25 protein-coding genes and 1 pseudogene are annotated in these 22,166 nt (G+C 59.1%); 7 read left to right on the forward strand and 19 right to left on the reverse strand.

Features of this window, described 5'->3' with window-relative positions; genetic code table 11:
- The 5 genes from BVH74_RS12480 to BVH74_RS12500 are packed head-to-tail and all read left to right on the forward strand — an operon-like array spanning position 1 to position 2,555.
- The gene (locus BVH74_RS12480; RefSeq protein ID WP_080050384.1) at positions 1-375 is read left to right on the forward strand and encodes a type II secretion system protein; all 375 of its coding nucleotides are present in this window, start codon (positions 1-3) and stop codon (positions 373-375) included.
- Complete coding sequence (locus BVH74_RS12485) at positions 362-880, forward strand: type II secretion system protein (protein WP_080050385.1); 519 nt, start codon at positions 362-364, stop codon at positions 878-880. The genes BVH74_RS12480 and BVH74_RS12485 overlap by 14 nt, the downstream gene beginning before the upstream one ends.
- Positions 877-1,281, forward strand: coding sequence for a CsgE family curli-type amyloid fiber assembly protein (locus tag BVH74_RS12490; RefSeq protein ID WP_080050386.1), 405 nt, complete (start codon positions 877-879; stop codon positions 1,279-1,281). The genes BVH74_RS12485 and BVH74_RS12490 overlap by 4 nt, the downstream gene beginning before the upstream one ends.
- Positions 1,278-1,679 carry a curli assembly protein CsgF gene (locus BVH74_RS12495; protein ID WP_080050387.1) on the forward strand — a complete coding sequence of 134 codons (402 nt, stop codon included), beginning with the start codon at positions 1,278-1,280 and terminating at the stop codon, positions 1,677-1,679. Before BVH74_RS12490 ends, BVH74_RS12495 begins: the two co-directional genes overlap by 4 nt.
- Before the next feature lie 27 nt (positions 1,680-1,706).
- Positions 1,707-2,555: a CsgG/HfaB family protein gene (locus tag BVH74_RS12500; RefSeq protein WP_080050388.1), complete on the forward strand. Its 849-nt coding sequence runs from the start codon at positions 1,707-1,709 to the stop codon at positions 2,553-2,555.
- 241 nt (positions 2,556-2,796) lie between these two features.
- On the opposite strand, the gene BVH74_RS12505 is transcribed toward BVH74_RS12500, so the two are convergent.
- From BVH74_RS12505 to BVH74_RS12520, 4 genes are read right to left on the reverse strand one after another with little or no spacing between them, the layout of a single operon-like run.
- Positions 2,797-4,080 (reverse strand): hypothetical protein, encoded by a 1,284-nt coding sequence (locus tag BVH74_RS12505; protein ID WP_165443745.1) that lies wholly within the window; start codon positions 4,078-4,080, stop codon positions 2,797-2,799.
- A 52-nt stretch (positions 4,081-4,132) separates the two neighbouring features.
- Entirely contained in the window at positions 4,133-4,612 is a 480-nt protein-coding gene (locus BVH74_RS12510) for a hypothetical protein (protein ID WP_080050390.1), read from the reverse strand.
- A 49-nt stretch (positions 4,613-4,661) separates the two neighbouring features.
- The gene (locus tag BVH74_RS12515; protein WP_080050391.1) at positions 4,662-6,878 is read right to left on the reverse strand and encodes a cadherin-like domain-containing protein; all 2,217 of its coding nucleotides are present in this window, start codon (positions 6,876-6,878) and stop codon (positions 4,662-4,664) included.
- A 33-nt stretch (positions 6,879-6,911) separates the two neighbouring features.
- The gene (locus tag BVH74_RS12520) at positions 6,912-8,276 is read right to left on the reverse strand and encodes a hypothetical protein (RefSeq protein ID WP_080050392.1); all 1,365 of its coding nucleotides are present in this window, start codon (positions 8,274-8,276) and stop codon (positions 6,912-6,914) included.
- 350 nt (positions 8,277-8,626) lie between these two features.
- Here BVH74_RS12520 and BVH74_RS12525 point away from each other — a divergent pair, with 350 nt between their 5' ends.
- On the forward strand, positions 8,627-10,039 hold the full coding sequence (locus BVH74_RS12525; RefSeq protein WP_231705513.1) for a sensor histidine kinase: 1,413 nt from the start codon (positions 8,627-8,629) through the stop codon (positions 10,037-10,039).
- Positions 10,029-11,453, forward strand: coding sequence for a sigma-54-dependent transcriptional regulator (locus tag BVH74_RS12530; protein ID WP_080050393.1), 1,425 nt, complete (start codon positions 10,029-10,031; stop codon positions 11,451-11,453). Before BVH74_RS12525 ends, BVH74_RS12530 begins: the two co-directional genes overlap by 11 nt.
- 10 nt (positions 11,454-11,463) lie before the next feature.
- On the opposite strand, the pseudogene BVH74_RS12535 reads toward BVH74_RS12530, so the two are convergent.
- The 15 genes and pseudogenes from BVH74_RS12535 to BVH74_RS12605 all read right to left on the reverse strand — a co-directional run.
- Positions 11,464-11,928, reverse strand: a pseudogene (locus BVH74_RS12535) (GGDEF domain-containing protein); the annotation flags it as partial.
- Between the two features lie 535 nt (positions 11,929-12,463).
- Positions 12,464-14,008: a hypothetical protein gene (locus BVH74_RS12540; protein WP_080050395.1), complete on the reverse strand. Its 1,545-nt coding sequence runs from the start codon at positions 14,006-14,008 to the stop codon at positions 12,464-12,466.
- 190 nt (positions 14,009-14,198) lie between these two features.
- Complete coding sequence (locus BVH74_RS12545; RefSeq protein ID WP_218189133.1) at positions 14,199-14,552, reverse strand: Mor transcription activator family protein; 354 nt, start codon at positions 14,550-14,552, stop codon at positions 14,199-14,201.
- A complete protein-coding gene (locus tag BVH74_RS12550; protein ID WP_080050396.1) occupies positions 14,549-15,085 on the reverse strand; it encodes an HI_1489 N-terminal domain-containing protein in 537 nt (178 codons plus the stop codon). The genes BVH74_RS12545 and BVH74_RS12550 overlap by 4 nt, the downstream gene beginning before the upstream one ends.
- On the reverse strand, positions 15,076-15,648 hold the full coding sequence (locus tag BVH74_RS12555; RefSeq protein ID WP_080050397.1) for a gp16 family protein: 573 nt from the start codon (positions 15,646-15,648) through the stop codon (positions 15,076-15,078). Before BVH74_RS12555 ends, BVH74_RS12550 begins: the two co-directional genes overlap by 10 nt.
- Positions 15,645-15,884 carry a hypothetical protein gene (locus tag BVH74_RS12560; protein ID WP_155121722.1) on the reverse strand — a complete coding sequence of 80 codons (240 nt, stop codon included), beginning with the start codon at positions 15,882-15,884 and terminating at the stop codon, positions 15,645-15,647. Before BVH74_RS12560 ends, BVH74_RS12555 begins: the two co-directional genes overlap by 4 nt.
- Positions 15,868-16,086: a hypothetical protein gene (locus BVH74_RS12565; RefSeq protein ID WP_080050399.1), complete on the reverse strand. Its 219-nt coding sequence runs from the start codon at positions 16,084-16,086 to the stop codon at positions 15,868-15,870. The genes BVH74_RS12560 and BVH74_RS12565 overlap by 17 nt, the downstream gene beginning before the upstream one ends.
- Complete coding sequence (locus BVH74_RS12570) at positions 16,070-16,669, reverse strand: HNH endonuclease signature motif containing protein (protein WP_231705514.1); 600 nt, start codon at positions 16,667-16,669, stop codon at positions 16,070-16,072. The genes BVH74_RS12565 and BVH74_RS12570 overlap by 17 nt, the downstream gene beginning before the upstream one ends.
- A gap of 67 nt (positions 16,670-16,736) precedes the next feature.
- A complete protein-coding gene (locus tag BVH74_RS12575; protein ID WP_080050401.1) occupies positions 16,737-17,357 on the reverse strand; it encodes a DUF3164 family protein in 621 nt (206 codons plus the stop codon).
- Positions 17,341-17,733, reverse strand: coding sequence for a nucleoside triphosphate pyrophosphohydrolase family protein (locus BVH74_RS12580; protein WP_177344531.1), 393 nt, complete (start codon positions 17,731-17,733; stop codon positions 17,341-17,343). The genes BVH74_RS12575 and BVH74_RS12580 overlap by 17 nt, the downstream gene beginning before the upstream one ends.
- A complete protein-coding gene (locus BVH74_RS12585) occupies positions 17,733-18,053 on the reverse strand; it encodes a hypothetical protein (RefSeq protein WP_080050402.1) in 321 nt (106 codons plus the stop codon). The genes BVH74_RS12580 and BVH74_RS12585 overlap by 1 nt, the downstream gene beginning before the upstream one ends.
- Positions 18,046-18,228, reverse strand: a complete 183-nt coding sequence (locus BVH74_RS12590; protein WP_080050403.1) for a hypothetical protein — start codon at positions 18,226-18,228, stop codon at positions 18,046-18,048. The genes BVH74_RS12585 and BVH74_RS12590 overlap by 8 nt, the downstream gene beginning before the upstream one ends.
- A 1-nt stretch (position 18,229) precedes the next feature.
- The gene (locus tag BVH74_RS12595; RefSeq protein ID WP_080050404.1) at positions 18,230-19,414 is read right to left on the reverse strand and encodes an ExeA family protein; all 1,185 of its coding nucleotides are present in this window, start codon (positions 19,412-19,414) and stop codon (positions 18,230-18,232) included.
- Complete coding sequence (locus BVH74_RS12600) at positions 19,408-21,174, reverse strand: DDE-type integrase/transposase/recombinase (RefSeq protein ID WP_231705515.1); 1,767 nt, start codon at positions 21,172-21,174, stop codon at positions 19,408-19,410. Before BVH74_RS12600 ends, BVH74_RS12595 begins: the two co-directional genes overlap by 7 nt.
- Positions 21,175-21,188: 14 nt before the next feature.
- Complete coding sequence (locus tag BVH74_RS12605; protein ID WP_080050406.1) at positions 21,189-22,163, reverse strand: hypothetical protein; 975 nt, start codon at positions 22,161-22,163, stop codon at positions 21,189-21,191.
- Positions 22,164-22,166: the final 3 nt, after the last annotated feature.

Below are 22,166 nucleotides of genomic sequence, written 5' to 3' on the forward strand. Positions count from 1 at the left end.
ATGAAAACTCAAAGCGGTTTTACCCTGATCGAACTGCTGGTGGTAATGGTCATAGTCGCGACCCTGCTGAGCATCGCCACGCCGCGCTACTTCAACAGCCTGGAGGAGTCGAAGGAAACCACCCTCAAGCAGAGTCTGGCGGTGATGCGCGACATGCTGGATCAGTACTACGGCGACACCGGGCGCTACCCCGAATCGATCGAAGCGCTGGTTGAACAACGTTACCTGCGCCAGTTGCCCGAAGACCCCTTCACCGGCAGCCGGGTGACCTGGATCGAGGTGCCGCCGCCTGATGGCGTGGTCGGGCGGGTAGCCGATATTCACAGTGCCGCGACCGGTCAGGCCCGGGACGGGAGCTGGTATGCACACTGGTAAAGCCCAACGGGGCTTCAGCTACCTGGGGACACTGTTTCTGGTGACCCTGCTGGGTGCTGCTCTGGCGGGTACCGGACAGCTCTGGTCGGTCACCAGTCAGCGGGCCAAGGAGCAGGATCTGCTCTGGACCGGCACCCAGTATGCCCGTGCCTTGCGCAGTTACTACTACAGCTCGCCAGGGGTGGCGGTGTATCCCCGGGAACTGGCCGAGTTGTTGGAAGACAACCGCCACCCGCAACCACGTCGGCACCTGCGCCGGTTGTATCCAGACCCCATAAGCGGCAAGGCCGACTGGGGACTGATTCGCAGTGTCGACGGCGGCATCGCCGGAGTCTACAGCCGTTCCCAGACCCAGCCGTTCAAGCGGGCGGGGTTTGTTCCCCAATGGCAGGGCTTCACCGGTATGCAGCACTACTCGGACTGGCATTTCGTCGCCGAGAACGCCTTTGCGGCACAGGCTGGGCAGCCCAATGTGCCGCGCAGCAACAGCGGGAGGCAGCCATGACTCGTGCACTGCTTAAGCGTCTGGGCCTGGCGGTGCTGCTTGGCCTGGCTCCGCTGCCGGCCAGTCAGGCGCTGGAAGAGCATATCGGTGGCTTCATCATCGATCAGAGCATTTCCCATATCGGTCATCAGTTCTACCGCTATTTTGCCGAGCGCATCCGTGATGGCGGTGAACTGGAGTTCAATCTGGTGATACGTGAACGGCCGTCAGCCCGCTGGGGCAGCCTGATCTGGGTCGAGCGCGATGGCCGGGTGCTCTATCACCGAATGCTGGCGCCGAACACCGCCCAACTGCAGTTGGTGGCCCACGACGCGGCTGACAGTGTGCTGGAACTACTACTACGCGAAGACCTGGAAAGCCTGCTGTACGACACCTTCGACATGGAGAGGGACGAGCTATGAAACGCTACATGATGCTGTTTGCCGGAGCCTGCCTGAGCAGCGGGCTGTCGGCTACCGAACTGGTCTATACCCCGGTCAATCCGGCGTTCGGCGGCAATCCGCTGAACGGGACCTGGATGCTCAACAATGCCCAGGCACAGAATCGTCACAGATCCTCGAGCCTGAGCCGCACATCACCCAGTAGCCTGACCGCGCTGCAGCGCTTTACCAGCCAGCTCGAGTCGCGCCTGCTGTCGCAGTTGTTGAGCGACATTCAGGCCGGCAACACCGGCAGCCTGACTACCGACGCTTTCATCATCAACATCATCGATGACTCCGGGCAACTGAGTATCTTGATCACCGACCGGCAGACCGGTGAGGTGTCGGAAATCATCGTTAACGGCCTGACCAATCCCTGAGACGCCGAGATGAAAAGGACAACAGCCATGAACAAGCTAGCGGCAGTATTGATTGTGGCAGCAGTGGCAAGCGGCTGCGCCGTGCGAGAACCGATGCCGGCCAATCAGGAAGTCGAAAGCCCGACCCTGACCCCGCGGGCATCCACTTACTATGACCTGCTCGAGCTGCCCCGGCCGCGTGGCCGGCTGATGGTAGCGGTTTATGGCTTCCGCGATCAGACCGGACAGTACAAGCCGACCCCGGCCAGCTCCTTTTCCACCAGCGTCACCCAGGGTGCCGCGAGCATGCTGGTCGACGCTTTGCAGGCCAGTGGCTGGTTCATGGTGCTTGAGCGTGAAGGGCTGCAGAATATTCTGACCGAGCGCAAGATCATTCGTGCCTCGCAGAACAAGCCCGATACCCCGGTCAATATTATTGACGACCTGCCATCCCTGCACGCAGCCAACCTGCTGCTTGAGGGTGGCGTAACCGCCTACGACACCAATGTGCGTACCGGCGGAGTCGGGGCGCGGTATCTCGGCATCGGGCTGTCGCAGGAATATCGGGTCGATCAGGTAACGGTCAACCTGCGGGCGGTGGATGTACGCACCGGTCAGGTCCTGGCTAATGTCATGACCACCAAGACCATCTACTCGATAGCCCGCAGCGCCGGGGTGTTCAAGTTCGTTGAGTTCGAGAAATTGCTGGAAGCCGAGGCAGGCTATACCAGCAATGAGCCTGCCCAACTCTGCGTGCTGTCGGCCATCGAGTCGGCGGTGGCCCACCTGATTGCCCAGGGTATCGAACGGCGGCTGTGGCAGGTGGCTGACAGCCAAAGCCTGGATAACCCCACCCTCAATCGCTATATGCCGTCCGCTGCCTTGTTGCAGCGCTGATGTTGTCCTGAGCTGCCTGGCCTGTAGCCCTGTGGGGAACAGGCCTGGTCAGTAGGGGCCTTATGGCGGGACATCGGCTGGCGAGTACTATCCCCCAAGCGAAGCTAGCCGTGCGTATATCGAAGCCCACGGCATCCCCTACGACAGCTGGTAAACCATCAACAGTTCAGTAGAAACGAGGTTTGTTCGCTTACCATTCTGCCGCCCAATCGGGCGGCAGAATGGTTGGTGGGGCAGGGGGTTATTGTTGGTTGACTACTGCCTGGTTGCCGGTGCCGTACTGGCTGATGTAGGCGCTGTGTGACATGCCGGCCTGGTTGACGTAAGCCTCGTTGTACATCCCGCCCTGGATGACATTGGCATAGTTGAACATGTCAGTCTGGGTGGCCTGGATCAGGTTGCCTTCACCATACAACTGGCTGACCAACAACTGATTGTCGTTGCCAGACTGATCGATATCCACGCTGTTGTTGCTGCCCTTGCTGGAGCCGCTGGCGTAGTTGTCCATGCCGCTTTGCAGCGATACCAGTTCGTTGCCTGGGCCGCTCTGGCTGAAGTTGATGACGTTGTAGTCATCCAATTGTTGAACATCCCAGGTGTTGCCATCACCGTTGGCGCTGAGCTGCATGACATGGCCAACCCCTTCCTGGTAGACCTCACCGTAGTTGCCGACACCCGATTGGCTCAGGTTCATAACTGCGTCATCAACCTGGAATTGCAACGCTTCCAGGGCGTTTTCGCTGCCGCTTTGCCAGACAGTGACCTGGTTGTTGCTACCAAAGGACTGGTCGACGATCAGCTCGTTGAAGTCACCGTTCTGCTGCAGGTTGCTGGTGCTCTGGGATTGGCTGTCCTGCCAGGATTCCATGTAGTTGTACATGCCGGCCTGGTTCAGGCTGGTGTTGCTGTTGTCGGCGAAGAACTGATCGCCGAAGGCTTCGTTGCCCATGCCCAGTTGAGTGATATCGATCTGGCTGTCCATCGAGCTGTCTTGCCAGGCTGCGGCGAAGTTGTCGTCGCCATCCTGGGTAATGTCGATCTGGGTGTTTTCACTGTAGAGCTGATCGGCGTAGGCGGTATTGCCGATACCGCTCTGGTCGATGGTGGTCTCGCCCTGGATCATGCCTTCCTGCCAGATTGCCGAGAAATTGCCTACCCCGGACTGGGTCTGGGTGGCGGTGGTGTCCATATTGAAGATCTGTAGCGCGGCGGCATCGTTGAGATCGCCGTGCTGGGTCTGGCTGCTGTGACTGTTGAAGTTGTCGAATTGCTCAATAAATGTGGCGTTGAGCACGCCGGTCTGTTTCTGGGTTGCAGTGCTGTCGGTCATGGTTTGATAGATCAGGGCGTAGTTGTCCGCGCCGGTCTGGGTCTGGCTTGCCGAGCTGGGGCCAGTGAAGTCCTGATTGACCTCGGCATAGTTGAAATCGCCAATCTGGTCCTGGTTCGACAGGCTGTCGTCGGCCAGTGCCTGGATGCTGAACGTGGTCAGTACCGCGGCGGCGAGGGGGCTGAATTTGAACATGGTCTCATCTCCTTGGGTGGTTCCACTCTGGCAACGCATTAAATGCCGCCGATCATTGGTACTGTCTTACCAGTACGTTCTGGCCGGTGGTGTGCTGGGTAATGCTGCTGTTCAGGCCCTGACCGGACTGCTCGATGCGGGCATTGTTGATCGCACCGTGCTGTTCGATATGGGCGCGGTTATGGGCGCCGAGTTGATCGATACTGGCCTGATTGCCGTAGCCCTGCTGGACAATGCTGGCGAGCAGGTCCACGCCTTGCTGGTTGATCAGGGCCTGATTACCGGCGTCGCGCTGCACGATCAAAGCGCGCAACGCTTCGCCCTGTTGGTTGATTTGAGCCTGATGCTGGTCGCCGTGCTGCTCCACCCAGGCCAGGGAGCCGGGGCCGACCTGAGCTTCGACCAGATCGGCGCCCTGAAGCAGGTCGAAGTTGTTCATCAGGTCGGCTGCGGCTGCCGGCTGCTGGGCCAGGTTCAGGCCGAGCAGCAGGAGCATGGGTGGTGGCAGCACACGGCGTATCAGGCTATTCATGGCATGTCCTCGAGGCTGTCGGGGCTCCGTTGCCGGAGCCCCTGTCAGCTCAACGTACCTCCAGTTCCACGGTGAGCACCGTGCCCAAAGCCGAGCGAATGGTCGCTGTGGCCGGGGTGGTGGGTGTCAGCCCGGTGGTGTTGGCCGAGATTCGCCATTGACCGGTTGGGGTCAGGGTGGCATTACCCAGCGAGAACGGGCCGTTTACGGTGGCGACCTCGACACTGATGGTGTTGCCGGCAACCTGTGAGGTGGTGCCGCGCAGTTCCCAGCTATGCCGGTCGTTGCTGCGTTCACGCAGCAGAGCCTGGGTGACGTTGATCACCTCGCCAACCGCTGGCGGCGGCCGTACTTCGACACTCACGGTGGCGACATTGGAGACCGCTCCAAGGGTGTCCATGGCCTGGTAGGTGAAGCTGGTAGTGAAGGTGCTGGTGACCGTCGCGGGTGGCACATAGGTGACGATGCTGCCGTCAGTACTCACCGAACCCTGACCGGCTGGCGGCTGGGTCAGATTGACCACGCTCAGCGGCACATTGTTTTCCGGGTCGCTGTCGTTGGCCAGCACATCGATGGTGATGGTATTGGCCTGACTGATGGCGCTGTCATTGACGGCTACCGGTGACTGGTTGGGGTTGATGGTGACGGTGACCGTGGCCGGCTCCGACTCGGCGCCACGAATGTCTCTGGCCCGATAGGTGAAGCTGGTGACGGTTACGCCATCGACACTGGCGGGCGGGGTATAGACCACTGCTGTGCTGCCGCTGAGGGCGACGCTGCCGACATCCGGCTGGGTCAGGCTGACTACGCTGAGTGGTAGATCGCCATCCGGGTCGCTGTCGTTGGCCAGTACGCTGATCAGCACTGGAACCCCGGCGCTGGTCTGGGCACTGTCATTGACGGCTACCGGGGGTTGGTTCCCCCCCATATCCGGGGCCTGGCCACTGATGCTGACCAGTTCGCTGTCGCTGCCACCGGCTGAGGACACCACGCGGATGCTGGCTGGCGGTTGGCTCAGACCTTCAATGACCAGGGTCTGCAGCACACCCGACTTGCTCAGGCGGCCATAGCCTTCGGCGAACAGGTCCGGCACTTCCTGCTCATCGCTGGAACGAGCACTGATGCTGAGGCTGTTGTCAGCCCAGGAGTAGTGCGCCTGGTCAACCTTGACTACGTCAATCAAGCGTTTTGAGCTGGAACTCGGGCTGTAGACTCCGCTGGGATCGCTGGCGGTGACTACGACTACGTCCGGTAGCTCGTCGGCATTCGAGTTATGGGCGAAGAACCGGCCATTGCCATCGGCGACCATGTCGATCAGACAGGGTGAGCCCGGATCGCCGACCAAGGCCAGGGATTCACGGAAGCACACCTCGGCATTGGCATTTGAGCCGGCGAACACTTCAACCCGGGTGCCGTTGGCATTGCGTTTGTAGCTGGCGCGCTCAACCTCCAGGGCAAGCGGCTGTTGCTGGTTGAATACCTTACCAAAGACCGTGAACACATTAGTCTGGATCGTTCCGGCTGGCCCTTCGATACGCACAAAGTTGGTGTCGAAGGGGCTGCCGACGACTTCCTCGCTCAGGTTTGGATCCCCAATGAAGGTGGCCACATTGCCAGTTTCCGGCTCCACTTCTTCATAAGGGCCGTTGACACTGTGCAGGAAGGGACCAATGTCGCTAGACAGCGCTCCCGAGAAATCCCCGGCGGAGATACCTATGTCTCGGGTCATGTTTATCGCGCGGCGCCCTGTGGTGGTGATGTTGAATACATCGACTCCATAGGGGTGGGTCACAGTGTAAATGCCTGGTTGTGGGATGCTGGCACGGATACGGATCCGACCGAAGCTGACTTGGTCGCCATCGACTGGAACGTCGTCAGTGAAAGCAGCTTCGAGCGCTGCAGTAAACGTTTCCAGCTCGTAACCGCTGTTGCCTGCTGCTGGAATGCTGGCTTCAGCAAGAAACCAGAACAGCTCGCCGGGCCAGTTGTCAGGAAACACCAAAGGGAAGTTTTCATCGTACTCATCACCTTCGGCAGAGATCATGCACATCAACCCCCCGCCAGCTCGTGAGCTGGTGGCTCGAGTACGACACAGCTCCAGGGTCACGTTTTCCTCATCCATGTACCATAGTGGGTAGCCGCCGCTGGCTGGCGTGTAGGGCCCTCGGTCGAAGTCCTGGAGCCCGGCATAAGCGCTGCCAGCCAGGCCAACACCCAGACCTAACGCACCGAGCAGCAGTGCTGGCCATTGCTTGAAGATGTTCATATTGCCTCCTGTTATAGGGCTAGGCTGTTGGGCTCAGGGAAGGAGCACGACTTCTTCGATATCCACCCCGCCATGAGCCGATTCAACTCGGATCGAGGCTGGGGGAATGGGCGTAATGCTGGTGCTCAGACTCTTGACCGGGCCACTGCCACTGAGCTGGCCGATCAGGTTGCCGTGGCCGTCGCGCAGGGTCAGTTGCGGCCCGCCGGTTTCGTCGCTGGTATAGGCTTCCACGGTCAGTTGAGCATTGCTGAGGTTGTACTCGGCGCGCTGGATGATCACCTGATCGATCAGGCCGATGGTGGTGCTATCGGCAGTACTGGTGGGTATCGCCAGACTGTTGTCTGCATGGATTTCAACCGTGGTGTGCGGCGCCAGGCTGGCATCGCTCTGGCCATACCAGCGTCCGGTGGAATCGGCTTCACTCATGCTGGTTGCGGCTTGACCGCCCGCGCTGAAGCTCACCTGTGCCGGTGGCGGCGGAGCCAGGGCGAATACGTCGGAGCGTTGCTCAACCCCATTGGGGCCGGCTTGACGGGAGAAGGTCGCCCGCTCGGCCACGACCGGGGTGGGCAATTCGACCGTCGACAGCTTGCCGGTCAGCACGAATAGTTCGGTACGCAGATCGATACCGCTGGGGCCTTCGATGCGTACATAGTTGGTATTGAACGGGCTACCGGTAACCGCTTCTTCCAGATTGGGGTCACCGATGAAGCTTTCCAGTTCTCCGGTGTCCGGGTTGGTTTCCTGATAGGGGCCGTTGACGCTACGCAGGAATGGGCCGACATCGCTGGTCAGGGCGCCGCTGTAATCACCGGGATCGCCAATGCCGATATCGCGGGTCATGTTGATGGCCCGCCTACCATCATCGCCAATGTCTTCTTCGGTTACGTCGAATACGTCGACGCCGTAGGGGTGGGTGATGGTGTAAACGCCAGGGAAGGGCAGGTCGACCCGGATGCGGATACGGCCGAAGGCAACCTGGTCACCCTCGGCGGGCTCTTCATTGGCAAAGGCCGCTTCCAGAGCAGCGATCCAGATCAGATTGATCCCGCTGACTGGATCTTCGATGAAGGCGTCGGCGGTGAACCAGAACATCTCGCTGGGGAAGTTATCGGGGAATGATAGCGGTTGGCTGATATCGTAAAGATCGGGCTCTGAGGCCAAGGCGCACATATTGCTGGCCTCAGGGTCGCCGGCGCCAGCGCGGGAGCTCACCGCCAGCGAACGACACAATTCGAGCGCGCGCCCGTGTGTGTCTTGGTACCAGGCAGGGAAGCCGCCAAATTCGTTGAGGTAAGGGCCGCTGTCGTAACGGTAGAGTTCGGCCTGCAGTGTCTGGCTGGCGAACAACACCGCACATGCCAGAGCCGAGGCCTTGAGGGCTGGGTGATGCATATCGTTATCCTCCTGCGTTGGGGATGGCCATCGGCGGGGAATGAGCGCGCCGCAGACAGGCTCTAAAGCCTTGTCGCAACTTTCGTACCAGACTGGTTTTATTGTCGCTATGGCTTGTTCTAGAGCGGTTTCTTGTGCCTTATCAAAGGTCTGGCGGGGGCAGTGGGGCAAGCTCTTCCCCGGATTGGGGTGGGGGTTGGGCCGGACCTTGGGGTAACCGGACGGGCGGTATGGAGTCTTTCTTGACCACTGATGCCACTCCGCTATAACCCTAGGTATAACAACGAGAGAAATGTCCGATGATGGCCCTCTTTGCGCAGCAGCAGAAAGATGGGAAAGGGACTGCGACTGTGGCCGCAGAGTCATCGTTCAATCTGATCCGTTGGTTTTCTCTGCTCAGTCTGGTGCTGATCTCCAGCGTTGCTGTGGGGCTGGGAATCATCTCCACCCACTTTGTTGTTAGTGAAAGCATCGAGCGGGACTCCATGCTCAGCGCCCAGTTTGTTCAGGCTGTGGCCGAGGCTGAAATACGTCATGCTCGCCTGCCTCAGACTGTGACCATTGCCGATCTGCTCGATCTGCGCCAGCCACCGCACCCCGATGTGCCGGCAGCGCTTCACCGGCAAGTGCGTGAGGAGTTTCTCGACCATATCGAACACCTGCCCGATGCTCTGTTGGCCAATATCTATGCCCCGGACAAGGTAGTGGTATGGTCCAGCAATCCTGATCTTATCGGTGAGCGCTTTACCGAAAATCAGGATCTTGAGCAGGTGTTCAGGTTCAAAGATCGGGTGGGTGCCACCTATATCCATCTGCCGCACAACCGTGAGGAGCAGCAGTTCATTCGTCATCACGACAAGTTCTTCATCGAGAATTACATTCCGCTGTTCAATGCCCAGGGCAGGGTTGGAGCCGTGGTCGAAATCTACAAGGAGCCCCATGATCTAATCGGCCGGATCAAGCGTGGTTTGGCGATGATTTGGCTGGCCACTTTGCTGGGCGGTGCGGTGTTGTTTTTCGGTCTGTTCCGGATTGTGCGCCGGGCCTCAAGGCTGCTGAGCTACCAGCAGCACAAACTGGTCGATAATGAAACCTTCGTGCTGCTTGGAGAAATGTCCTCGGCCATCGCTCATAGCCTGCGCAATCCGCTGGCCTCGATCCGTTCCAGTGCCGAGTTGGCACTTGAGCTGGAACCAGAAGATGCGCGCAAAAGCATTGGCGACATCATCGGTCAGGTTGACCGCATGTCGCATTGGGTGCGTGAGCTGCTGGTGTCAGCCCGCCCGGTCAACACTCATCCAGAGCCGGTCAACCTGCCGGCGGTGCTTAAAGACTGCCTGGCAGCATTCGATCACCAGCTCAAAAAGTCGGGCATTCGGGTGGAAGCTACCGTGCCGGCGGTACCGCCGGTGATGGCCCACAATGTACTGCTCGGCCAGGTGCTGCACAACGTACTGGCCAACGCCATCGAGGCGATGCCGGATGGTGGCTGGCTGCGTCTGCGGCTTGATTGCGACAAGAACAAGCGCAAGTTGTGGCTGACCATTGCCGATACCGGCAAGGGTATGTCGCGGCAACAGAAGCTGATGGCCTTCCGGCCGTTTTACACGACCAAACAGGGTGGTCTGGGTGTAGGCCTGGTTATGGTCAAACGGATCATGGAGCGTTTTGGTGGTGAGGTCTCACTGAACAGTACCGAGAATACTGGCACGACCATCTGTCTCGGCTTCAGTCTGACCGAAGGAGAATCCAATGCAGCATAGTATTCTGATTGTCGAGGACGACCAGCAGCTCGCGGCCAATATCCAGACATATCTGGAGCGCAAAGAGTTCGAGGCCCAGGTTTGCCATACCGCGGAAGAGGCGCTGGATGTACTCAAACATTTTCATCCGGACCTGGTGCTGACTGATAACTCACTACCGGGCATGCGCGGGGTTGAACTGGTACGCCAGCTGCACGAGCGTGAGCCCGGACTCAAATGCATCATGATGACTGGCTACGGCAATATCGAAGATGCGGTTGAGTCGATGAAAGCTGGGGCCTATCACTACCTGACCAAGCCTGTGGCTCTGACGGAAATCAAACTGATGCTGGACAAGGCCTTGCAGGCCCAGCAATTGGAACGCAAGTTGAACTTCTATCAGGAGCGTGAGGCGCAGAATGGCAATCTTGCGCAATTGCTGGGTGATTCGGGCCCCATGCAGGCGCTGAAGGGCCGGATACGTCAGTTGCTGGAGGCCGAGCGCGGCATGGATTGCGACGACCTGCCGGTGGTGCTGATTGAAGGGGAAACCGGCACCGGCAAGGAGCTGGTCGCCCGCGCCCTGCACTTCGAAGGCTGTCGGGCCAAGGGGCCGTTCGTTGAACTCAACTGCGCCTCGATCCCCGCCGACCTGCTGGAGGCGGAGCTGTTCGGACATGAGAAGGGCGCCTTTACCGATGCTAAGGAGCGCCGGGTTGGCCTGGTAGAAGCGGCCGATGGCGGGACCCTGTTCCTGGACGAAATCGGTGAAATGGACCTGAGCATGCAGGCCAAACTGCTCAAGCTGCTGGAAGATCGTAGCGTGCGGCGAATCGGCTCGGTTCGAGAGCGGCGGGTCAATGTGCGGATCATCAGCGCCACCAACTGCAATCTGGAGCGGATGGTACAGCAGGGCCGGTTCCGCAAGGATCTGTTCTTTCGCTTGCATATCATCACCCTGAAAATGCCCAGCTTGTATGAGCGTGGTGACGACATCCTGCTGCTGGCCCGGCATTTTTTGCGCATGCACGGGCGCCGTTACGGCAAACCTGAACTGGTGTTCAGCTCCGAGGCGGAAACCCGGATGCGCAACTACAGTTGGCCTGGCAATGTACGCGAGCTGCGTAACATGCTCGAGCAGGCGGCGTTGCTGGCGCAGAATCACAGCGTCAAACCCGAGCACCTGAGTCTTTGCCCGGGACTGGTCAATAGCGTTGAGTCCGGGTTGGACTATCATCCGGGATATCCAGGTCAGGAGCTGGATACAGCCGATGAGCGTCCGGGTGTAAATGATCGGGAGGCTGTAATGCGGGTGTTGGAGAAAACTGACTGGAACGTCACCAAGTCCGCCCGTTTACTCGGTATCACCCGGGACATGATGCGTTATCGAATCGAGAAACTGGGATTGGTACGTCCGGATCGGCCCTTGAGTTGATGCTGGTGATCTATCCGGCGTACACCACGAAACGGTCGCGCCCAGCCTGTTTGGCCTGATACATGGCGGCATCGGCCTGGCTTACGGCCAGATCGATTGCTACCGATTGCAACTCTTCAGCTTCCAGACAGCGAATCCCGGCACTGACGGTAATCCGCAGGGTATGTTCTTCATAGACAATCTCAAGCTCACGGGTGGCTTCCAGCACCCGCTGGGCAAATTGTTCTGCGGCTGCCTGATCGGCGTTGAGCAGCATGACCAGAAATTCCTCGCCGCCATAGCGGATAGCGATATCCGATTCGCGCACGGTGTTGCGCAGTACCTCGGTAAAGCTGGCAAGAACCAGATCGCCAGCCAGATGGCCGTAGGTGTCGTTGACTGATTTGAAACGGTCGAGATCGAGCATTATCAGAGCGTAGCGTGCCTGGGTGCGCTTCATCAGCGCGGCATAGCGGCGTACCTGCTGCTCGCCTTCGGCGCGGTTTGGTCAGCCCAGTCAGGATATCGATGGTGGTAACGTCATTCAGCGGAATATGCAGCTCCAGAATACCGCCTCCCTCAATCGGGACTGCCTGAACCTTGAACTTCTCGACCCCGGATTTCATCTGGTGGATATGCAGCACCACGTTGGCGCTACGGCTGCTCTGGGCACTTAGTTTCGGGCAAGTTTCGCCGTTCTCATCGCAGGGGCTATCGTAGCCATGGCTGACCTGGTAGCAGTGGCCATGAACGCTGGTGTATTGCTGAGCGGCAGCGCGATTGGTGGCGACCACGCGGTAATCTGTATCGATCTGCATGACCGGGAAAGGCAGTGCATCCAGCAGTGGCTAGGCGCTATCAATGGCGGCCGGGTCAAGCAGTTCGCCGTTGTACCCGGTCAGGCTGTCTGGTTGGTTGTCTGTCACGCCATCGTTCCCATGGGAGTGTATGCACGGCACATATGGCTTGATCATAGAGCAGTGCGGGGCTGGCCACCACTGGAAGTGGCTTGGTGGGTCAGAGGTAGTCACTTATTCCTGCCGCGTCTGGCGGGCAAGGGCTGGCGTGGCCCTGCCTTCGGGCAAGCGGAAAATCTCGATCTGATAGCTCTGGCTCAGCTCCTTGCCTCTGAACTGCTCTTCATACAGGAACCAGCCAATGGCGGCGTAGTCGGCATTGCGCGACAGGCGCACATCCGGGTAGGCGGTTTTTACCCAGTTCCGCTCGCCATGTACCCGGGAGGTCAGGCGGCCGATAAAGCCGGGGTTGTCGCTGCGGATATCGAACAGATAGGCACTGGCAGTCATCCGGTTGTTGCGCTCCTCAGTCTCCAGGCCGCTGAGCAGCAGGCTTCCATCGGCTGAAAGCTGAAAATCGTGATGGGGCTGGCTATCGCCGCTGACCTTTCGGTTGTTTAGCTGTAGGCCGTTGAACAGAGCCATCCGGCGCGGGCCGGATAGTTGCAATTTGCGGCTGCCGCGCAGCTCTCGCCACTCGATACGATAGCTGAAGCGCCACTGGCCGAGTTCGTCGCGCTGCCAGATGCTGATGGCCGGGTAGGCGACTGCAGCGGTTACCGGCTGGTTGAGCCAGCGGTAGTCGGTGCTGTTGATTTCATGTTCCTGATACTCGGCTACAGCCAGGGTGCTGCCCTCGGCATCAATGGCATGATAGGCGCCGAGCACTTGGGTGCCAGCGAGCCGAGCCTGTTCAGCAAATGACTCATCCATAATCAGCTGGTTGCCGTCACGGGTCAGTTCAAGCAGCAGGGCATCAAAGTTGACTCCATAGTTTTCGGAACGCGCCATGCTAAGGAATATGCGGCTGGCACTGTTGTTCAGCGACAGGGCTTCAATGGCATAACCGCGCAGGTGTTCGGGTATCCGGGCCGTGGCCAGCGGGCTGTTGGGTCTGCCCAGCGCATACGTGATCACTTGCTGACGATTGGCCAGCGCCAGGAAGCGACCGTCCGGGCTGACGGCGAAGCGCCAGTGACCACCGGAGCTTTCGTCGTCGATCTTGGGAAACGCATAGGCGACCGGTTGCTTGCCGGGCTGCAGATGGTGCAATGCACTGCAAGCCATGCGGGCATTACAGCGCGGTACAAACACACCTTGGTTCTGGTCTGGTTGCCAGTATTCCAGGCCATAGATCTGCTCGTCCTGGGAATGGTCATTGATGATTGAGAGTGTCCCATTGGTGGCATCCAGGTGGGCCAGCTTCACTCCATCAGGCGCCAGTGAAGCAAACTGGTTGTTGAGTGGGGCACTGAGAATCAGTGGCAAGGCCTGTGGCGTGGTGAACGGCCCGAGGCGGTAGAAGGGCACGGCATCACGCACAATGTCTTCTCTGAAGGTAAGTGCCATGGGGTTAGGGCGTTCACGATAAAGGCCGCTGCCCTCTGTGGCCATATCGCTGACCAGTGCCGGGCCCTGATCGAAGTAGGTTGGTGGTTGCAGCACCACAGGCTCGCGCACGGGCGCTGGCTGGGTTATGCCGGGTGGTGGTGAATAGCTGCGTGATGAACGGTTGTCGCCGGTACTGAACAGCAAGATGCCGACGAAGAGCGCGATCACTACGCTGAAAATGGTTCCAAAACCAATGCCGGGGGGCGGTGGGGTGGGAGCGGGCACCGGAATATACAGTGGGGCCTGGTGAGGGGGAGTGAGATAAATAATACAGGGAAAGCTAGATAAAACGGGATATTGAGGGACGAGCCGGGATATATCGGGACAGGAATTGAAAAGGAGTTTCAAAAATAGGCAGTCAAAATAGCTTTGGCTGCCGGTAGTCGAGATCGCGTTTGCGGGCGCGTTCTATGATCTTATAGATGCCCCGTACAGTCATGTCATATTTCCTTGCCAGGTCAGCGTGATTATTGCCAGTGAACTCTTCATATATAAGCAGATCACGTGCAGCCAGCTTGAACCGGTAGTCCTTCGGGATATTGATCAGTTGCCCACCCCAATGAGCAGCCAGCCGATCGGCTAAGGCCGCCCCGCATTGCTCAGCCAGACTGGCGGCAACACCGTGGTCCTCCAGGACGGACGCAACCAGGTCAGCAACGTCTGACAGCAGCTCATGCCGCTGCTGCTCCATGTGGGGTGAGATAGCGCTCATTGGCCAAGCTCCTTGAGGCGTTTGTCGGCCTCTTCGGGTGTGATCAGTTTGAGACGTAGATCGTTTTGGATCTGGTAGTACCGTTCCAGTCGCTCATTCGCATCGGTACCGGGCTTAACCGTCTTGGGTGTAAGTGCCTGGACTGCTGCGGGATCGCTGGCTATGCCGTAAACCACGGCCCGCAGATAGTGGTGATTCTCCAGGGGCAATGTCAGCTTCTCGCGTTGCACGATCACCTGCTCAATGCCAGCCACCCACAGCGCAGGCGTTGCCTTACGTGCATCGGTTGTCCGGGCATCTCGGGTCACGCTTCCGGCATCGACCAGCTGCTGAAGGTCGCTGACCAAACGGATAGCTTTGCTCATGCGCAGACTGCGCTTCGCCGGGCTGAACAGTCGGAGATAACTGAGTACCGCCTTGGCCAGCTTGGGCGGCATTTCCGCAAACAATGCCGCCAGTCGCTTGCCTTCTTCGTCGGCCAGGCCCGCTTCAAAGGGAAACTGCTCACCGCAGCATGGGCACGTCAACTGCATAGTTGCGGCCCCTTCTCATTTTGCTCAGCACGCAAGGCTCGGATAATCGCTTCCAATGTTGGAATACTGCGATTCCACCCTTTGGGTAGGTCTTCCAAAACCGAGGTGCGTTCTGGCCCCTTGTATCCGAGTTCATCCAGCAAGCATTCCAACTCGGCATTTAGGTTCTGCTTTCTCTGCTCAACATGCAGCGCGGCGATCAGCGCCTTGTAGTGCTGGGGCTTGCGTAGCCAGGCGCAGCGCGCGATACCGAACATTCGATTTGCGATGGCATCCGCATATGACCAGGGCAGCTTCATATCGGCCAGCAGCGCCTCGATCTTTGTGATCTCGGCGTCCTGCTGATTGAAGTTGTGAGGCTTGCCCTTCGCTCGGTTGCTCGGCTTGGGCTGAAATCCGAGGCGCTCAAGCTCGCGCAGCACCCGGCCTGCAGTGCGATCGGTCAATTGCTTGGAGCTTGTGACGCCCGCGACCCTGCCGAGCAGGGCGCGGTAATCGGCATCCTCAAGGCCCAGCTGCTGCCGGGCGATGTGGATTTTTGCTGTGGTTGAGCGGGAGATCATCGTAGCCCCCGTTCCAGTTGCTTGCGCCGACGCTTGATAGCCTGGAGAACCGTTTTCTGTATGCTGGGCAGGCTTTCAGCAGCATCACACTGCTCCATGCTGAACGTGCGAACACGCTCAACACGGTCATAGGCGCAGCAGCTGTAATAGGGCCGGCCATTGATCTCGCCCGAGTAGAACGGGTTGTCTTGGGGGGATGGCATTTTCTGGGCACCCATATCATTCTCTTCCGTCATGGCCAATCTGCATAAAACCTGTACCCTTCACCGCCTGGGTAGCCTCCAGAAACTTCACTTCGACCTTGGCTGACTCGATCATCACGCTTGCGACGTGAGCGACTGCCTTGGCGCGCTCCACGTCAAGAGGTTTATCCTCATCCAGCAGCGACTCGATGGTGACGAACAGATGGTTACGCAGATCCTCAATTTTGTTTTTCATTGCCCACCTCATTGATGGTTCGCTTCAGCTTTGCCACGGCACGGATTGCCGCCTTCAGCTCTGGCGGATAGCGATGAATGGTGTTGCGCAGAGCAAGCTCGGCGCGTGTGATCAGCTCAAGCCGATCAAGAGTGATGTTGATGTGCTTGATACCTTGGTCTTTGAAAACCACTACATGGCCTGCTGGAACTGGGCCGTTGTGCTCTTCCCAGAGAATCGAATGCACTGATTTCCACCGGCGATGCGGTGGGCCGTCAGCGCGGACCTTGCGCTGCAAAATCCCGTCTTTGGTGACCCGTTCATGTCCAACCGGTTTGAGCTGGTCTTTGGCCGAGCCACTAAGATTTCCAGGCTTGAACCTGGTTTGAGCACTACGACCGCCGGCCTTGAAGCCTTTCAGCCCTTTATTCCAGGTTTGGTGACCCTTTTGAAAGCGAGTACTGTTGCCCAGAGTAGAGGCCTTGAGCATTCGCCCACTCTGCTCACTCGCCATGAAAGCTTCACTGCGCTGGACACCAAGGGCCTTTGCCTGGGAATAGATGCCCTTTTCCGAGCGCTGAAAGATCACTTCCAGTTGCCACATCGGTGTGTCAGGGTACAGAGCCAAGAGGCGACTCTTCTCCTGCTCGGTCCAGTGCCCGCGCGGCATCTCACACCCCCGCAATATCAAGGCTAATGGGCTTGTACTGGTCGGTCTGGCCGACGCGCTCGTACATGCGGATATAGGACTTGGAGCCGGTTACCTGGACGGCATCACTGATCGCATCCATGGCCCGCAACCAGCGTTTATCGGCGATATCCAGGCGACGCAGGCTGAGTACTTGAGCAGGGCGGATGTTGCCGGCCTTATCGACCCGGAACACGTCCTGGACGATGGTGGCCACCTCGCTCCGGGCGTCGGCCGTCCAGTCTTTCAGGCACTCATCAATCAGCGCCTTTGCGGCCACCAGGCGCTCATCGAAGGTGATGCTGTCCTGAATGGCGACGAGGATCTTGTACCGACCATCGAACGACAGCAGCGAAATGTTGCCTTTCTTACCGCCATGCTTGGCGCCGTATTCAGCGGCTGACTGCTCGACAAAGGTATCTATCTCACTGAATGCAGCAGCCTTAAAGTCAGCCAATGACTTGCTGAGGCTGGCGCCACGTTTGACCAGTGCCAGCACCAGGTCATCGCGCAATTGATCGACCGGCTTGATGCGGTCTACGGGTACTAGGTTGCCCTTGGCATCTTTGCGGTAGCCATTAGGGATATCAATCTGTGCTGTCATGTCCAATCTCCTGTGCATCTAGCTGCGCGGGGAACTCATAAGTCCCGCACAGCATTCCACTTTCGCTGTCTTGTTCGTCCAGCCGCTCGATCTCGACCAGGACCAGTTGCTGCTTATGTTGCGGTCCCTGCTTGTACTCGTAGCGGTCAAGGCTCATCGCCAACCGTAGTGCCATCGCTGCAGTCTGGATCGCTTCCTCACGCACGTCGGCAGCAGTCGCCTTGCCCGGCTCGTATGTCAGTTGCAGCATGGCCTTGTTGAGTTCGCCGTATTCCTCACCGAGTACTGCCAGGGCGTGGAGCGGGTCTGTTGGCCAGGTCGGGAACTTCGCGGTTGCGCGTTCCAGTTCAGCCTTCACCTCATCTATCACTTGCATCAACCCACCCTCCCGACCGGTACCGGCCGAATCTTCCAATGAATCTGGCAGCCCAGCAGGTAGGACTGGCATGCCACAAAATTTCCAGGAGTCTGTTGCAGAAACAGACCGAACCGGCCCCAGGGCACGACATGCAACGGCGCGTCAGCTTCAACAACCAGGAACGGCCGCTCACCATCCACGGCAGCCAGCAGCACGGTGCAGCCATGCTTGCGCAGCTCACGGGTCACAGCGTTGGCCAACGCCAGTGATGCCTTTACACGCCGTGTAAACACCTTGCTTTCGCGCTGCGGCGCTTGAAATTCGATCAGCTCACCCATGACTAACCTCCGTTGCTTCCGGGTTGTTTTTGGCTATCCGTTCGAACACATCAAAGGCCGCTCGGATTGCAGGTGTCATCGGCGAGTTCACGTTGACCTCGGGGTCAAAGCTAATGCAGACATTCACGCTGCCATCTTCACGGTCGGTAAAGGTCACGATTGCTTGCTGAGCCATCTCACACCTCCATCACGATGTTGCTGGTGACAACCGGCTCGCCCAGATCTGCGGCCAGGTTCATGGCTGCGACAAACAGGTTGCCGATTGCCAGTGGGTACAGCAGGCTGTGGATCTTGTTACCGACGGTGTGCTGCAGACGCTCGCCAATGGCGCGGATACCGTCCGCGTCGATTACCTTGTCGAGGTCAGCGCCGACTCGGCTGAAGCGAAAGCGCAGGAAGTTTTCCAGCTCTGCCAGCGGTACCGGTTCCAACTCAACCACCTGGATGCGCTGCACTACCTCCCGCAGTTCCGGGTTGCGCTCGTGCAGTTTCTTGGTCAGTAGCTCGGGCTGGCCGATCAGGACAATGTTCAGCAGCTTGCTGAATCCGCGCTCCAGTTCACGCAGGCGCTTGAGGTGTTTCAGCGTTGGGATCGGCAGGCTGTGCGCCTCTTCAATGATCAGCAGATGCCGCATGCCAGACTCGGCACTGCCCAGCAGCGCGCGGTGCATCTGGCGGAACCGAGACTCCGGGCTGGATTTCGGCACCTCGGTCGGATTGACCACAGCCATGATCGACTCTGCAATGTGGGCCGACTTGAGCGTCTTGCCCTTTTGGTCGTTGTCTTCCATCGCGAGGACGTAGGGCTCAATCACCACCACAGGCGCGTCTTCTGCCTCCAGTCGGGCGACCAGCTCACGGCGCAGCGTTGATTTTCCAGCCCCAGACTCACCTACCACAGCCAGAAAGCCATCGTGCCGGGCGACTTGATACATGCACTCACGGACGTAGCGAATATCCTGGCTGACGTACATGTCATCAGCGCAGGTCAGGTCATCAAAGGGATCGCGCAGCAGGGAAAAGGCTTTGCGTGCGGCTGGCATCAGTGTCTGTTTCCGTTTTAGCATTGGTTCTAACTCCTGGTTGTTTTCCTGGTCGGACTCTTCTGGGGGTTGCGGATCGGCCGTGTTGGCGCACGGCTGATCCATTTCTTCAAATACGTCGCCGATAGCATCATTTGCGGCGCCGTTGCTCAGCAGCCAGTCGCGGATGCGCTGCTCCAGCGCGTCCCGGTCGAGGCTTTTCGGCCACTGGCCATGGTTGATCAGCTGGGCGATAGTGGCCGGGCTCAGTTGCAGCGAACGCGCCAGATCGGCCTGCTTTTGCTCGATGGCTTCCAGCGTGGATTTCAGTTTCAACATGCATCACCTCCCACCAGCCGGAGACCCGGACGCTGGGGTTTCGGGTTGCGGATACGCTCGGCGAACGCTTCCAGCTCGGGCTCTGGAACGCCGTCCTTGTATGTTTCTTTCAGGGTTGCCATGGCGTCGGCGGTCCATTTGTCGCCCAGCATGGCTTTCAACCGCTTAGCAGCGGCAACGTGGCTCAGTGGCGGCAGTTCCACCACCGGGCCTGTCAGCTTGTGGTCAGTGCCGCGACGCGGCATATAGGTCGGCAGCTCGACATCGGCCAGAGGTTTGTAAGGGTCCAGCTTGCCGGCCAGCGGCAACGCTTTAGCCTTGCGCTCAGCGGCGGCATCCTCGGTCGATGTGGTACCTGTCATCAGTTGCTCGATAGCCTTGCTGGCCTTCTGGGCGGGTGTGTCGGCGTGGCGGGCAAAATCACCGAATGGCACACTGTGTTCACCCTCAGAGAAGCCGAATTCGCCTTTCTCGATACGCGGGATCACGTAGATCACCTGATGCCCCGTGGCGTTGGTGGCCACCACCTGAGCAGCGTCGCTGCGCCATGGGTTGCGGGTGACCAGCACCTTCTCGTGGACCATCACGTTCGGTATGTCCTTAACGGAGTACTCGGCCCCCTGGAACGAGATACGCATGCCCGGCTTGACCTTGCGCTCCACCGGCTCAGCAATCGCCAACTCCCGGCACACCTCAATGGATGGGGCCTTCACCAGTTGCTGCTCGGTAATGCGCATCCAGGCAGCGGTGCGGGTCATGCCGTGGCGACGGTGTACCCCTGTAGCGTTGAACACCGCCCGCCATTGCGCGGCCAGCGCATTTAGCTCAGCCAGGTCAGCTACTGGTCGATATCTCAGTCCCGCTTCGAACTTGCGTTCAATGATGTTCCGCGCGTTTTCAACCTGGCCGGTTGCGCGAGCACTGCCAGGAGCGTGTGCAATGGCCTCAATACCCAGGCTCTTGCACAGGTTCAGGGTCATGGCGCTGGTGTTAGCGCTGCCGGGGTCCATATAGAGGATGCGCGGCACCCCGTGCAGCATGTCCGGCCCACCGCGTTCCTGCAGGGCGTTGATCAACACGCTGCACAGGTTCTCGCCGGACTCGGCCCCCATCACATACTCAACGTAAATCCAGCCGCTGGCGTGGTCAGTGATCTCGTAGGACCACACGCGGTCAGCCATCACCCGCGCGACATTGGCCGGTTTGTTCTTGTAGAACTTGTCCTGGTCCATGATGTGCAGCCCCTGCGCCTTGGCCGAGGGCTTGAGGTAGTAGAGCACGCACAGGGAGGCGTCGATTTGCCAGACGTGGTTCGGGTGTTCGCTGCGCATTTCCACGTGCGGCGTGGGTGCCGTGAGCTGATCGATATGCAGCCCGTACCCCCGAATGGCACGGCGTATGGCACTTTCGCTCAGTGGGGTGATCTCCCCGGTGCGCGGGTCCACGCGCTCGGCGCGCACCAGGCCATTTGCGCGTAGCGCCGTCACAGCATCCATCAGAGCCCAGTTGATCTTGTCGTTGCCACGGGTGGTTTCCTTGATGCTGCCCACAATCAGCAGCGCCTCGTCATAGGTCAGGTCAGATTTGCCCGCGTCAGCGCGCACCTTGCGTTGTTTTTTCACTGTCATATTCCGCAGCTTGCGGTGCAGTGTGGCCAGGGAAATGCCTAGATCACTGCACGCCTGCTCATAGATGGCCTGCTTGCCGCCATGGCCTGCGGCGCGGATGGCTTGCGCCACAGCAACCAGGCGTTCGGTCATAACGGCGCCCATGATCAGTTGGCCTCGATTGCCGCTTGGGCGCGCTCCAGCGCACCCGGTGCCATCCAGTCGGTGGCATCCGGGTCTGCGCTGTCGGGCAGGTCGTAGTCCTCACGGATGGCCAGAATGTTCAACTCGATCTGGCGCAGCAGGTTGGCCAGGTAGGCGCGTTGGTCGTGGCCGCTCTCGGCGCCGGCATTCACCAGGGTTTCAAAGGCGATGCGCAGCTTGTTGGTCAACAGGCTCTCAGCCTCAAAGGCCATGCCTGTCACTTCCAGGCGTAATTCCTTCACGCTCTCGGCCGGGGGCATGGTCTGGATGCGGCGCTTGACCCTCTCCAGTTCTTGTTTGACCTGGTCCAGCTCTTTGCGGTTATCAGCCAGCACTTGGCTCTGGGTGTCGTAGTCGGCGTGGGCATCGTCCAGCGCCTTGGTCAGCTCGGTTTTCTCCGTTTCATGCCGGGCCAGCAGCTCTTCGGCCAAATACTCAACAGCCTTGTGGTTGCCGGTCTTTGCCGCCTCGATCAGCGCCGAGCGGGAGTCCTCCGGCAGCTTGCGGAACTGGCGCAGTTCGCGGTAGCCAACCCCTAGCGCGCTGAGTTGATTGAGTGCTTGTTCCCCGAACGCTTTGAGATTGGCGAGATCTTCGTCGACCTTTGAACGGGACAGTCCAAGGGCTTGGCAGAAACCATCGAAAGTGCCGACGTCGGCAATTTCATTTCCATCTGGGTCGATCCCTTTTTTCCCCGCTAACGCCCGGTACATCTTGGTTTCTTTGATGTGCTTGAGCCTGGTCAAACTGACGACGTCGGCAAAACGAGCGAAGGAATTCGCCATTTGCACCTGCCCCAGCAACTGGTTTACCAGGTCGCGCTCTTCGCTGTGCTCAGCAACCAGGGCGCTGCCGCCGTTCTGCAACTGGTTCAGTGCTTGCTCATCCAGCGGCGCAACATCAACAGGCTCGGTGGTCGGTGTTTTTGTACGGGCCATAGT

Source organism: Halopseudomonas phragmitis, from assembly GCF_002056295.1.
GTDB classification, from domain to species: Bacteria; Pseudomonadota; Gammaproteobacteria; order Pseudomonadales; family Pseudomonadaceae; genus Halopseudomonas; species Halopseudomonas phragmitis.

Coding starts and splice junctions, on each gene's coding strand:
- BVH74_RS12500 (WP_080050388.1), top strand. CDS start 1,707: ATGAACAAGCTAGCGGCAGTATTGATTGTGGCAGCAGTGGCAAGCGGC.
- BVH74_RS12510 (WP_080050390.1), bottom strand. CDS start 4,612: ATGAATAGCCTGATACGCCGTGTGCTGCCACCACCCATGCTCCTGCTG.
- BVH74_RS12580 (WP_177344531.1), bottom strand. CDS start 17,733: ATGCAAGTGATAGATGAGGTGAAGGCTGAACTGGAACGCGCAACCGCG.
- BVH74_RS12495 (WP_080050387.1), top strand. CDS start 1,278: ATGAAACGCTACATGATGCTGTTTGCCGGAGCCTGCCTGAGCAGCGGG.
- BVH74_RS12515 (WP_080050391.1), bottom strand. CDS start 6,878: ATGAACATCTTCAAGCAATGGCCAGCACTGCTGCTCGGTGCGTTAGGT.
- BVH74_RS12570 (WP_231705514.1), bottom strand. CDS start 16,669: ATGTGGCAACTGGAAGTGATCTTTCAGCGCTCGGAAAAGGGCATCTAT.
- BVH74_RS12505 (WP_165443745.1), bottom strand. CDS start 4,080: ATGTTCAAATTCAGCCCCCTCGCCGCCGCGGTACTGACCACGTTCAGC.
- BVH74_RS12490 (WP_080050386.1), top strand. CDS start 877: ATGACTCGTGCACTGCTTAAGCGTCTGGGCCTGGCGGTGCTGCTTGGC.
- BVH74_RS12485 (WP_080050385.1), top strand. CDS start 362: ATGCACACTGGTAAAGCCCAACGGGGCTTCAGCTACCTGGGGACACTG.
- BVH74_RS12550 (WP_080050396.1), bottom strand. CDS start 15,085: ATGCAGTTGACGTGCCCATGCTGCGGTGAGCAGTTTCCCTTTGAAGCG.
- BVH74_RS12600 (WP_231705515.1), bottom strand. CDS start 21,174: ATGACCGAACGCCTGGTTGCTGTGGCGCAAGCCATCCGCGCCGCAGGC.
- BVH74_RS12555 (WP_080050397.1), bottom strand. CDS start 15,648: ATGATCTCCCGCTCAACCACAGCAAAAATCCACATCGCCCGGCAGCAG.
- BVH74_RS12530 (WP_080050393.1), top strand. CDS start 10,029: ATGCAGCATAGTATTCTGATTGTCGAGGACGACCAGCAGCTCGCGGCC.
- BVH74_RS12560 (WP_155121722.1), bottom strand. CDS start 15,884: ATGACGGAAGAGAATGATATGGGTGCCCAGAAAATGCCATCCCCCCAA.
- BVH74_RS12605 (WP_080050406.1), bottom strand. CDS start 22,163: ATGGCCCGTACAAAAACACCGACCACCGAGCCTGTTGATGTTGCGCCG.
- BVH74_RS12520 (WP_080050392.1), bottom strand. CDS start 8,276: ATGCATCACCCAGCCCTCAAGGCCTCGGCTCTGGCATGTGCGGTGTTG.
- BVH74_RS12590 (WP_080050403.1), bottom strand. CDS start 18,228: ATGGCTCAGCAAGCAATCGTGACCTTTACCGACCGTGAAGATGGCAGC.
- BVH74_RS12575 (WP_080050401.1), bottom strand. CDS start 17,357: ATGACAGCACAGATTGATATCCCTAATGGCTACCGCAAAGATGCCAAG.
- BVH74_RS12595 (WP_080050404.1), bottom strand. CDS start 19,414: ATGTTGAAACTGAAATCCACGCTGGAAGCCATCGAGCAAAAGCAGGCC.
- BVH74_RS12545 (WP_218189133.1), bottom strand. CDS start 14,552: ATGAGCGCTATCTCACCCCACATGGAGCAGCAGCGGCATGAGCTGCTG.
- BVH74_RS12565 (WP_080050399.1), bottom strand. CDS start 16,086: ATGAAAAACAAAATTGAGGATCTGCGTAACCATCTGTTCGTCACCATC.
- BVH74_RS12480 (WP_080050384.1), top strand. CDS start 1: ATGAAAACTCAAAGCGGTTTTACCCTGATCGAACTGCTGGTGGTAATG.
- BVH74_RS12585 (WP_080050402.1), bottom strand. CDS start 18,053: ATGGGTGAGCTGATCGAATTTCAAGCGCCGCAGCGCGAAAGCAAGGTG.